Source organism: Mesorhizobium sp. Ca11 (assembly GCF_020165275.1).
In the GTDB taxonomy this organism is placed as follows: Bacteria; Pseudomonadota; Alphaproteobacteria; order Rhizobiales; family Rhizobiaceae; genus Mesorhizobium.
Genome location: NZ_JAIUHU010000004.1, coordinates 14535 through 26498 on the forward strand (window position 1 = coordinate 14535; position 11964 = coordinate 26498).

Here is an 11964-nt window from a genome sequence, read left to right on the forward strand (position 1 = left end):
TGGTACCGGCAGCGCGCCCGATTCCCCCTCCGGTGTCGCGCCGCTTGGCCCAACGATATGCAGTGCGTGGTACGGCAGGTCAACATGACAAAGCGACGGCAAACAGATCGGCAAGCCGCGCAGAGGCGGAATGCCGCCGCTTGACGCCACGTCATGCAACCAAAGTCTGGGAGCTCAGGCGATCTTGGCCTGGTCGCGCCCGGCGCCGATCAGCACCAGCATGGCGACGAGGAAGAGATAGATCCAGGCGTCGCGCCATTCGAGCGGGAAATAGCCGGCCCAGAGCGATTCCGCCATACCGAAGGCCGCGGCACCAAGCGCCGCCTTGAGCGGCGACAGATAACCGCCGACCGCCGTCACGAACAGGATCTTGAGGCCGTAGACCAGCCCGGTGCCGAAGGAGACATTGCCATAATAGAGACCGGCAAGCACGCCGGCCAGGGCGGCGCAAAAGCCGCTGAACAGCACGGCGCGGCGGAACACGGCGGTGACGTCGATGCCGCACATCGCCGCCGCTTTCGGGTCGTCGGAGACGGCGCGCCAGGCGCGGCCGAAATGCGAATGCGAGAACAGCCAGGCCGCCAGCGCCACCACCGCGATGATACAAGCGCAATCGAGCAACTGGATGACGGTGAGCGTCACCTTGAAGCCGTCACCCTGGGCAAAGATGACGGGGTTGGCGAGCATCGGCGGCAGCCATAGGTCATGCGTGTCGGCGGCGATGCGGCTCGCTTCCGACAGGAAGATGAGAATGCCGAGCGTCGTCACCACGATGGCGTTGGGCGAGCGGTCGGCGAGCCTCTCGAAAACGCTGCGCGACAGGACGTGGCTGATCAGCGCGGCATAAAGCACGGCGGCGGCGACGCCGAGCACTACCGCGGCGGCCAGCGTCAGCCACAGCGCCTGATAGCCGAAGGCGGCGGTCAGGATCATCGTCTGGCCGCAGAAGGCGAACAACGCGCCGTAAGCCAGGTTGGTGCGATGCAGGATGCCGTTGGTCAGCACATAGCCGAAGGCGAGCAGCGCATAGAGAGCGCCCGAATGCAGCCCGTTCAGCACCTGCTGGAAGAAATAGAGCATGCGATATCCTACAGGTCGTATGACGCGACCCCGCCGGACCGTTGCACTCGGAATCTAACTTGTCAAATGCGTTTTATCGGTTAGATTTCTATCATGACGGTTTCCTGGACCCCGCACCGCTTCACCGGCGGCATCCTTGCGCTCGACACGGCGAACACCGTCGTGCTGCGCAACGATCCGCAAAAGTCCTTTGACCGTTTTGACGATCCGGCCGAGATCGCCCGCTTCGCCGAGGCGGCGAGCGGCTTTCGCGCGGCCGAGCTCGGCGGCCGAAGGCTGCAGGCGCCGGAGCCGGGCGAGATAAAGCCAGCCGTCGTCTCGATTCGCGAAGCGACCGACCGCCTGTTTCGCCATGCCGTATCGAACGGCGCGATTGCGACCAGCCACTTGCCGGACTTCCTCACGGCCTGCGCCGGCGGGCTGTCCGGCAGCGCGACCGAGATCGGGGTGCCGGGCCAGCCTTTCGGCGATCCGCAAACGCCAATCGCCTTCGAGGCGGCTTTGGCCGTCTCGGCGCTGTCGCTTCTGCGCGACGAAACGGTGGCGAGGCTGAGGATCTGTCCCAATTGCAGCTGGCTGTTCGTCGACCGCAGCCGCAACGCCAGTCGCCTCTGGTGCGACATGGCGGTTTGCGGCAACCGCCAGAAGGCAAACCGCTATTACCGCCGCCGCACAGCGGCGAGGGAGGTCAGCAATGCTTAGGAAATTGTCGCGTTCGGCTCTGGTCGGCGTCGCCTTGATCGCTGCATTCGCGCTTGGCGCCTGCCGCGACACCGGCAAGGAGCAACTCTTCGCCATCTCCGGCAAGCTGTTCGAGTTCAATTACCGGCTGGCCATCGCCACCTATGTCATCACGCTGAAGCCGCTGCGGCCGATGGTCGACGGCCAGATCGCGGTGGTGAGCTTCCAGAACCCGGCCGGCGGTGATCCGCTCGTCGTCAACCAGAAGATCTGGCCGAAGCTGCCCCATATCACGCTCACCAGCCCGCCGCTCTCCTGCGTGGTCAAGGACAAGCCTTACAAAGTCTCGATCCGCATCCAGGATGCCAGCGGCACATTGCTGCAAAGCATCGACACCACCATGACCTCGTCGGAGGATCAGACGATGCTGCCGGACCGGCCGCTGGTGATCGGCCCGAATTACGAGCTCAACCCGGACCTTGCCGGCCATCCTGACGGCAGGCTGCCCGATGCGCAGAAGCCGGATTGCTCGAAAGCGACCTGAAACGCCCAGCGCTCACGAAATTTTTGTTCCTCGGGAAGCGGTTAGCGCGGTCTTGCATGCGCCGTCGGCCACTCGCCAGACCGTTTGTTGCGTGTTATTTGGCCTCTGCGATTTTGTTTGACCTCTCCGCCAAGGGAAGAAAGACTGCGGCGTCCCACTCCGACGTTGGCTGCCTGATTTGAGCCGCCTCCGCAGAGGAAATACCTGATGACGCTGCACGACGTCGCGCTCGACGACAAGTTCGACCTTGGCAAGGAGCGCGTCTTCCTGTCCGGCGCGCAGGCGGTCGTGCGCATGCTTCTGATGCAGCGCGAGCGCGACCGCCGCGCGGGCCTCAACACAGCGGGCTTCGTCTCCGGCTATCGCGGCTCGCCTTTGGGCGGCCTCGACATGCAGCTGTGGCGGGCCAAGAAGCAGCTTGCGGCTGCCGACATCGTCTTCCAGCCCGGCCTCAACGAGGAACTCGCCGCCACCGCCTGCTGGGGTTCTCAGCAGACCGAGTTGCTGGGCGAGGGCACGCATGACGGCGTCTTTTCCGTCTGGTACGGCAAGGGGCCGGGCGTCGACCGTTCCGGAGACGTCTTCCGCCACGCCAATCTTGCCGGCTCGTCCAAGCACGGCGGCGTGCTTGCCCTGATGGGCGACGACCACATGGCCGAATCCTCGACGAATGCGCATGCCACCGAATTCCTATTCGTCGACACCATGGTGCCGATCCTCAACCCGGCAGGCGTCCAGGAGATCATCGACTACGGCCTCTACGGCTTTGCAATGTCGCGCTTCGCCGGCACCTGGGCGGCGATCAAATGCGTCAAGGACAACATCGAATCGACCGCCTCGGTCGACGCCTCGATCGAGCGTCTGGGCATCGTCATTCCCGAATTCGACATGCCGCCGGGCGGCCTCAACATCCGCCACGAGATCGACATGCTCGGCCAGGAAGAGCGGCTGCACGAGTACAAGCGCGCCGCCGCCTCCGCCTTCATCCAGGCCAATAGTCTCAACCGCATTGTCTATTCCGGCGGCCGCAATCCCAAGCTCGGCGTCATCACCATCGGCAAGAGCTATCTCGATGTCCGCCAGGCGCTGGAGGATATCGGCATTGACGAGGCGGCCGCCAACCGCATCGGCATCCGCCTGTTCAAGGTCGGCTGCCCGTGGCCGCTCGACTTCCAGCACATCGCCGAGTTCGCGCGCGGCCTCGACACCATCGTCGTTGTCGAGGAAAAGCGCTCTTTGATCGAGGTTCAGCTGCGCGAGAACCTCTACGGCACCGCCACGCAGCCAGTGATCGTCGGCAAGAAGGACGAGCGCGGCGACTGGCTGTTTCCGGCCAAGGGCGCGCTCGATCCGAACGAGATCGCCATCGCGCTCGGCGAACGGATTCTGCGCACCATCGGCCCGTCGGAAGAAATCGCCGCGCGGCTGGCGAAGCTGCGCCAGTTCCAGGCGATGCTCGCAGACACTGTCGATATCGGCTCGCGCACGCCTTTCTTCTGCTCCGGCTGCCCGCACAATTCGTCAACCAAGGTTCCGGACGGCTCGATCGCCGCCGCCGGCATCGGCTGCCATTTCATGGCGCTGTGGATGGACAGGAATACGGTCGGCTTCACCGCCATGGGCGGCGAGGGCGCGCAATGGGTCGGACAGGCGCCGTTCTCGAAGCGCGACCACATCTTCCAGAATCTCGGCGACGGCACCTATAACCATTCCGGCGTGCTGGCGATCCGCTTCGCGCTGTCCTCCGGCGCCAACATCACTTACAAGATACTCTACAACGACGCCGTCGCCATGACCGGAGGCCAGCCGCATGAGGGCGGCCTGACCGTCGACATGATCGCCAGACAAGTGCGCGCCGAGGGCGTCGAGCGCATCGCCGTCGTCACCGACGAGCCCGACAAATATGCCGGCAAGGCCGATTTCCCGGCCGGCGTCAGCATCCATCACCGTGACGACCTCGATCTCGTCCAGCGCGAGTTGCGTGGGCTCAAAGGCGTTTCCGTTCTCATCTACGACCAGACCTGCGCCGCCGAGAAACGCCGGCGCCGCAAGCGCGGCACCTTCCCCGATCCGGACAAGCGCGTCTTCATCAACGAACTGGTCTGCGAAGGCTGCGGCGATTGCGGCGTCCAGTCGAACTGCGTCTCGATCCAGCCGGTCGAGACCGAATTCGGCCGCAAACGCCGGATCGACCAGTCGAGCTGCAACAAGGACTTCTCCTGCCTCAACGGCTTCTGCCCGTCCTTCGTCACCGTGCATGGCGGCAAGATCAGGAAGGCAGAGGGCATTGCCGGCAAGGCCGAGCCTCTCGACGGCGTGCCCGCGCCGGCTGAATTCCGCATGGGCACCCAGGGCTGGGCGGGGATCATCGACGGGGTCGGCGGCACCGGCGTTGTCACCGTCGGCGCGGTGCTCGGCATGGCCGCGCATCTTGAAGGGAAGGGCTGCGGCATGATCGACATGGCCGGCCTCGCCCAGAAGGGCGGCTCGGTCTTCACCCATGTCCGCATCGCCCCGACGCCCGAGGACATCCATGCCATCCGCGTTTCGGCCGGCAAGGCCGACCTTGTGCTCGGCTGCGATCTCGTCGTCTCCGGGGCCAAGAAGGTGCTGGGCGCGGTGCGCGAGGGCCACACGATCTTCCTCGCCAACACCGCCGAGATCATGCCCGGCGAATTCACCCGGTCCGCCGACTTCTCGCTGCCGGTCGAGCGGCTGAAGAAGGCGATCCGGGCGGCGGCCGGCGACGACAAGGCGCATTTCTTCGACGCCACCCGCACGGCGACGGCCTTGTTCGGCAATTCGCTGGGCGCCAACATGTTCATGCTCGGCTTCGCCTTCCAGCATGGCGGACTGCCGCTTTCCGCCGAAGCCGTTGAAAAGGCGATAGCATTGAACGGCGAGGCTGTGCCGATGAACATCGCGGCCTTCCGCTGGGGCCGCCGCGCCGCGCATCAGCCCGATTTCGTGCGCGGCCTGGTCAGCCAGACGGGCAAGCCGGCTTCCCGACCGGCGGAGACGCTGGACGATGTCATCGCCCGCCGTGTCGCCTTCCTTACCGCCTATCAGAACGCAGCCTATGCCAGGCGTTACGCCGACCGCGTGGCGACGTTGCGCGCCGCCGAAGCCAAGGCCGTGCCCGGCTCGACCGCGGTGACCGAGGCCGTCGCCAGGAACCTCTTCAAGCTGATGGCGATCAAGGACGAGTATGAAGTGGCGCGGCTTTATACCGACGGCACTTTCGCCGCAGACCTTGCCAAGCAGTTCCAGAGCTTCGAGAAGCTCGAGTTCCATCTCGCGCCGCCGATTCTCGGGCGGCGCGGCAATGACGGCAAGCCCCGCAAATCGAGCTTCGGCCCGTGGATGATGAAGGGCTTTCGGCTGCTGGCGGCGATGAAGGGCCTGCGTGGAACCGCCTTCGACCTTTTCGGCTACACGGCCGAGCGGCGCATCGAGCGGCAGTCGCTGAGGGCATACGAAGCCGATCTCGAGCTGATCGCCGGCGCGCTGGCGCCGGGCAGGATGGAAGCCGCGACGGCCCTGGCCTCCGTGCCGGCGCTTATCCGCGGCTACGGCCATGTCCGGCAGGCCAGCGCCGACAAGGCGGCGGGCGAGCGCTCGCGTTTGATCGAGCGTTTGAAGCAAGCCCCCGCGGAGCCTTCGCTTCGGGCGGCGGAATGATCGCGCCGGCGCGTTGGACGCCGCGCCAAAATCCCGAATCCTTATCCGTCCTGCTTATAGCAACCCTCTGCAACCGTCGCCGCGCGCCGTTCTAAGCCTTTCTTAAGGCGGGGTGTGGCATGACAAGGCGTAGTGTTGGGCCGAGTGTATGGGCAGAGCGAAGACCGAGAGCATCCCGGCGGACGTCTATATCCAGTTCGTGCGGGCATTGTTCGACAACGCCGGCATGGTGGCGATCGGCGGCGTATGCTACTGGATTGTCGGTTTCATGGTCTACCTGCGCACGCAGGATCTGCTTTATCTGGCCTTGGCTTTCGTTCTGCTATCGGCCAGCCTCTGGCGGTACTTCAGCATCCAAGGCTTCCATAGAGCGGGCGGCACCATAGCAAGTGTCGCAGAGGCAGAAGCGATAGAGCGCAACTACATTATCAAAGGCAGCGCGCAGGGCCTCGCACTGGGGTCATTCTGCTTCGTGTCGATCTACCTGCGTCCTGACCAGTTTGGTGAACTGGCGTCGGTGTCGTTGTCGTTGACGACCCTGGTAACGGTTGTCGGGCGAAGTTACGGGTCCATGCGCATGGTCCAGATTTTTTCATTGACCCTCGTCGGGCCGGCGGCTCTTGCGCTCATCCTGCGTATGGATATGGCTTCTGTCGTCCTCGGCTTGATGATCATCCCACTGACGTTCGTCACGATCAGCAGCGCTGACCATGTCCGCAACGTGCTCTTCTCCGCGGTCATCGGCCACAAGCAGGCGAGGAACCTGACGCGCCGGTTCGACCGCGCGCTCAACACCATGTCGCACGGCCTGGTCATGCTAGGCCCGGACGGCCGCGTCGCGGTCGCCAATGCCGAGGCTGCCCATCTGATGTCGCTGAAATCGTCCGAGGCGCTGCTCGGGCGCTCGATCCACAGCCTGCTGATGCGCGGCGTTGCCGGCGGCATGCTGGCGCCAAAGGACTGCCGCTACATCGAGGCGCAGCTGACGCGCGCCTTGCGCGAAGGCCGCGACCGCAAGGTGCTGGTTTCGCTTGCCAATGGCCAGCACTATGAATTTTCCGCGCGCGAAGGCAGTCAGGAATTGGGCGTCATCACCTTCGAGGACGTGACGGCCCGCGTCGAGGCGGAGGAAAAGATCCGCTTCATGGCGCGCTACGACAATTTGACGGGGCTGCCGAACCGCGCCTATTTCAACGAACTGGTCGGCGAAGCCATGGCGTCCGGCGACCGCGACCGGCTCTGCGGCCTCGCCGTGCTCGACCTCGACGATTTCAAGAGCGTCAACGACACACTCGGCCATCCGGTCGGCGATGGGCTGATCTATGCCTTGGCCGAGCGGCTGGCTGCGGTCGCCGGGCCAGGCATCAATGTCAGCCGTTTCGGCGGCGACGAATTCATGGTCTTCTTCGACCGCATCGAGGACGAGAGCCATCTCAACGATTTGCTCGACGAGATCTTCGTCAACCTGCAGGGGGAGGTGGATGTCGCCGGTCACAGCCTACGCATCCAGGCCAGCGGCGGCGCCGTGTTGTCCAGGGTCGAAGACACCGATGTCGACGCCATGATCGTCAAGGCCGACCTTGCCCTCTACAAGGCCAAGGAGCTCGGCAAGAACAGCTGGCGGCTGTTCGAGGCATCAATGGATGCTGCGTTCCGCAGTCGCCAGCTGATGAAGGCCGACCTGCGCAATGCCGTGCAGGCCAGGGAGTTGCGCGTCGTCTACCAGCCGATCGTGGCCATCAGCACCATGCGCATCGCCAGTTGCGAGGCGCTCTGCCGCTGGGACCATCCCGATCTCGGCCCGATCTCGCCCAGCGTCTTCATCCCGCTCGCCGAGGAGATGGGCATCATTGCCGACATCAGTACTTTCGTGTTGCAGGCGGCCTGCGCCGAATGCGCCAAATGGCCGACGCAGACCAGCGTATCGGTCAACCTTTCGGCCAAGGATTTCCGCAACCGCGATGTCGTGCAGAAGGTTCGTGACGCGCTGGCGGCGTCAGGCCTTGCGCCGCACAGGCTCGAAATCGAGGTCACCGAGACCGCCTTGCTCGACGACAAATCGCTGACGCGCGAGCTGATCGAAGAGATGAAGACGCTTGGCGTCCGCATTGCGCTCGACGATTTCGGCACCGGCTATTCCAGCCTCAGCTATTTGCACAAGCTGCCGCTCGACAAGATCAAGATCGATCGCTCCTTCCTGATCGATTTGAACCAGAACCGGCAGTCGCTCGATCTTCTGAAGGGCATCGTCGGCCTGTCCCGGACGCTGGGTCTTTCTGTCACCATCGAAGGGGTCGAAACCTTCGAGCAGCTGAAGACGCTGGTCCATCTGGTCAAGCCGGACTTCGTGCAGGGCTTCCTCTTCGGCGCCGCGCTCAGCGCGTCGGGCATCGAGACGATGTCGAGTGTCACGTGGCCGTTTGCAGCGGATCTGTATATCGCCGGCAAACGGACAGCCAGCTGAACGCTATTGCGTTCAAAAAAGATCGAATGTTCACCCAATGAGAGGATGACAGCTCGGGCGCTGTCTAAATCCGCCACGTCCTGGTGCGCGCAGCACCTGATTTCAGAATCACCGCGGTGATCGCCGCCAGTTCGGATCAGACAACCCGGCTGCACGATCCTGCATTTTTCACATGAGATCGCCGAACGATTCACGGCCGTTAAGGTTAACAACCGGTAAACCAGCGATATCGAATTTTCAGCTTGTGTCTCATTTCAACTCGAATAGCTTATTTATAAGCGGAATTCGAGGACAGACTATGGTTGTTGCTAGAAAGAGCGCGTCGGTCGACGCCAGCGCTAGAATCGACTCGGCGCTCAACCGATCCATGATGCAACTGCTGGATCATGTCGAATATCGTCTCATCACCGGGGGTGAAGATCAGGAGGCGATATACCGGCTCCGCTACAATTCCTATCGGCGCTCAGGTATGTGTGGTCCGATCGCGAGCGGTATGTTCGAGGATCGCTGGGATAATCTGCCCAACGCCTACCGGTTCGGTGTCTATTGCTATGGCCAATTGGTCAGCACACTGCGTTTCCATTATATTACCAGCGAGTGCCCGTTCTCGCCCTCCGTCGATGCCTATCCGGAAATATTGAGGGAGCGGCTTGCGCGCGGAGAAACCTTCATCGATGGAACCCGGTTCGCAGCCGATCCTGCCAGCGCACCGTCGCCCGGAGTGATACCTTTCCTGACACTCAGGATTGCCATGGTCGCCTCCTGTTATTTTGGCCAGGACTCGGTGCTGACGCCGGTCAAGATGGAGCATTCCGCTTTTTACGTTCGTTACTTTCAGGCCGTGCAGAGGACAGAGGCTAGAGTATTTCCGGGCGTTCTTCCCCCGCTCGCACTGTTCGAAATCCCGGCCGGCGAAAACATGCGCCTGACGCTCAAACGATTGCCGTTCTTCAGATCGACGCCGATGGAGCAGCGGATGATGTTCGGCAATCCGGCCATCAACCGGCTGACGCCCCTCACCATTCTGCCGACGGCGAAATATTACCGCGCCGCGGCCTGAATGCAGGCCATGAACCTTTCGCCGGCGGCGACGTTGTCAGAGCAATTCCAGGAAAAGTGTGAGCGGTTTTCCGTTCGGAATTGCGTCAATACAAGCTCCGCAGCCCGGTCTGCCCGGGCGATCGCGCCTGTCATAGAAAGGATCCCGCATGACCATCCACTCGCTCGCGCTGACGCCGCTGATCTCGCTGATCGCCGGCGTGCTGATCCTGGTGATGCCTCGGCTCCTCAACTACATCGTCGCGCTTTACCTGATCGTTGTCGGCCTGCTCGGCCTTTTCCCCCACCTCGCGGCCTGAAATCCCGCGCCGGCCGCGTCGACATCGCGCGGCATTCGATTTCAACTTTCGTTTGAGGCTGTTGTCGCGGACTGTGCGGCAATAGCGCCATTGCTCTTGGTTCGGCTTTTCGCTATGTGCCTCGAAGGCATTTTCGAAGGGGTACTTCCATGGCTGATCACACGCCGACCGGTCCTGTCGAGCTGGGCGCGCAGATGGACTATGCCGAGCACGACCGTACCTACAAAGGCTTCCTCGGTCTTGCCAAATACGGCTCGCTGTTCTGTGCCGCCGTCCTTATTGCAATGGCCTTCGGTTTCTTCGTCGGCGGCTTCTTCTCGGCGACCATCCTGTTCATCCTGATCATGGCCGTCGGCACTCTCATTCTGCGGTAGACTTCCCAAGCCCATTGCCCTCGACGTCGCCGGACGTCCGGCCGACGCCTTGCGCAGTCAAGGTTCCAGCCGAAAGGATCATCCGGTGGGACAAACAGTATTCATCCCTCGCGAGATTGACCCGAACGAGCCGCGCGTCGCGGCCTCGCCGGAGACGGTCAAGCGCCTGGCGGGTCTCGGCTTCGACGTGATCGTCGAGAAGGGCGCCGGCCTCGGCTCACGCATTCCCGACCAGGATTTCACTGCTGCCGGCGGCGCGATCGGAACGGCGGCCGACGCCAAAAAGGCTGATGTGGTGCTGAAAGTGCGCCGGCCGACGGATGGCGAGCTCAAGGGCTACAAGCCGGGCGCCGCCGTCATCGCCATCATGGATCCTTACGGCAACGATGCCGCTGTCGCCGCGATGGCCAAGGCCGGCATCACCGCCTTTTCGATGGAATTCATGCCGCGCATCACCCGCGCCCAGTCGATGGATGTGCTTTCCTCGCAGGCCAATCTCGCCGGCTACCAGGCGGTGATCGACGCGGCCGCCGAATATGACCGCGCGCTGCCGATGATGATGACGGCGGCAGGCACCGTGCCGGCCGCCAAGACCTTCGTTATGGGCGTCGGCGTTGCCGGCCTGCAGGCCATCGCAACCGCGCGTCGGCTGGGCGCCATCGTCACCGCTACAGACGTGCGTCCGGCGGTGAAGGAGCAGGTGCAATCGCTCGGCGCCAAATTCCTGGCGGTCGAGGACGAGGAGTTCAAGGCGGCCGAGACGGCCGGCGGCTACGCCAAGGAAATGTCGAAGGAATACCAAGCCAAGCAGGCGGCGCTGACTGCCGAGCACATCGCTAAGCAGGACATCGTCATCACCACCGCGCTGATCCCTGGCCGTCCGGCGCCGAAGCTCATCTCGGCTGCCATGGTCGCCTCGATGAAGCCGGGCTCGGTGATCGTCGACCTGGCGGTGGAGCGCGGCGGCAATGTCGAGGGCGCAGTACCCGGCAAAGTCGTGACGACGGAGAACGGCGTCAAGGTCGTCGGGCATCTCAACGTGCCCGGTCGTGTTGCTGCTTCCGCCTCGCTGCTCTACGCCAAGAACCTCTACGCCTTCCTCGAGACGATGGTCGACAAGACGGCGAAACAGCTTTCGATCAGGCGCGATGACGAGTTGGTCAAGGCCACCATGTTGACTGACGCTGGCCAAGTCGTGCACCCGAATTTCGCCAAGGCGGCGCAAGAGCCGCGCGTCGAACCGGCCGCCGTTCCTGCTAAGACCATGGTCGCCGACGCCTCCAATCCTGCTCCGAAGAAGACAGCGGCAAGGAATCCTGCCGCTGCCAAGTCGCCCTCGTCTAAGTCGAAAGGGACCGCGTGATGGAACAGCTGCAGAAAGCCCTCGACCAGCTCGATCAGGCGACCGCCGCCGTCCGTCTTGCGGTGCAGGATCTCGCCAATGCACCGGCCGGCGAGGCTGTCGGCAACGCCGCGCATGCGCTTTCGGGCGGCGCCATCGATCCCTTCGTCTTCCGTTTCGCCATCTTCGTGCTGGCGATCTTCGTCGGCTATTATGTCGTCTGGTCGGTGACGCCGGCGTTGCACACGCCGCTGATGGCCGTCACCAACGCCATCTCCTCGGTCATCGTCGTCGGCGCGCTGCTCGCCGTCGGCATCGCCGCTTCAGGCTTGGCCGCGGGCTTCGGCTTCGTCGCGCTGGTGCTGGTCTCGGTCAACATCTTCGGCGGCTTCCTCGTCACCCAGCGCATGCTCGCCATGTACAAGAAGAAGGAAAAGTGA

Annotated in this window: 10 protein-coding genes; 9 read left to right on the top strand and 1 reads right to left on the bottom strand. The window is 63.4% G+C overall.

Annotation, left to right across the window (positions count from 1 at the left end; genetic code table 11):
• Positions 1-174 precede the first annotated feature (174 nt).
• Positions 175-1080 carry a branched-chain amino acid ABC transporter permease gene (locus LB538_RS08615; RefSeq protein ID WP_224531558.1) on the bottom strand — a complete coding sequence of 302 codons (906 nt, stop codon included), beginning with the start codon at positions 1078-1080 and terminating at the stop codon, positions 175-177.
• Between the two features lie 93 nt (positions 1081-1173).
• On the opposite strand from LB538_RS08615, the gene LB538_RS08620 reads away from it, so the two are divergent.
• The 9 genes from LB538_RS08620 to LB538_RS08660 all read left to right on the top strand — a co-directional run bounded on the left by LB538_RS08620 (position 1174) and on the right by LB538_RS08660 (position 11964).
• On the top strand, positions 1174-1782 hold the full coding sequence (locus LB538_RS08620; protein WP_095769381.1) for a CGNR zinc finger domain-containing protein: 609 nt from the start codon (positions 1174-1176) through the stop codon (positions 1780-1782).
• A complete protein-coding gene (locus LB538_RS08625; RefSeq protein ID WP_224531556.1) occupies positions 1775-2305 on the top strand; it encodes a hypothetical protein in 531 nt (176 codons plus the stop codon). Before LB538_RS08620 ends, LB538_RS08625 begins: the two co-directional genes overlap by 8 nt.
• 207 nt (positions 2306-2512) lie before the next feature.
• Complete coding sequence (locus LB538_RS08630) at positions 2513-5986, top strand: indolepyruvate ferredoxin oxidoreductase family protein (RefSeq protein WP_224531554.1); 3474 nt, start codon at positions 2513-2515, stop codon at positions 5984-5986.
• Positions 5987-6134: 148 nt separating this feature from the next.
• Positions 6135-8450, top strand: coding sequence for a putative bifunctional diguanylate cyclase/phosphodiesterase (locus tag LB538_RS08635; RefSeq protein WP_095769378.1), 2316 nt, complete (start codon positions 6135-6137; stop codon positions 8448-8450).
• A gap of 367 nt (positions 8451-8817) precedes the next feature.
• Positions 8818-9510 (top strand): N-acyl amino acid synthase FeeM domain-containing protein, encoded by a 693-nt coding sequence (locus tag LB538_RS08640; RefSeq protein ID WP_224531551.1) that lies wholly within the window; start codon positions 8818-8820, stop codon positions 9508-9510.
• 148 nt (positions 9511-9658) lie between these two features.
• A complete protein-coding gene (locus LB538_RS08645) occupies positions 9659-9808 on the top strand; it encodes a DUF3096 domain-containing protein (RefSeq protein WP_095806758.1) in 150 nt (49 codons plus the stop codon).
• A gap of 149 nt (positions 9809-9957) precedes the next feature.
• A complete protein-coding gene (locus LB538_RS08650) occupies positions 9958-10182 on the top strand; it encodes an aa3-type cytochrome c oxidase subunit IV (RefSeq protein WP_095769375.1) in 225 nt (74 codons plus the stop codon).
• 85 nt (positions 10183-10267) lie between these two features.
• Positions 10268-11545, top strand: coding sequence for a Re/Si-specific NAD(P)(+) transhydrogenase subunit alpha (locus LB538_RS08655; RefSeq protein ID WP_224531548.1), 1278 nt, complete (start codon positions 10268-10270; stop codon positions 11543-11545).
• Positions 11545-11964, top strand: coding sequence for an NAD(P) transhydrogenase subunit alpha (locus tag LB538_RS08660; RefSeq protein ID WP_224531546.1), 420 nt, complete (start codon positions 11545-11547; stop codon positions 11962-11964). The genes LB538_RS08655 and LB538_RS08660 overlap by 1 nt, the downstream gene beginning before the upstream one ends.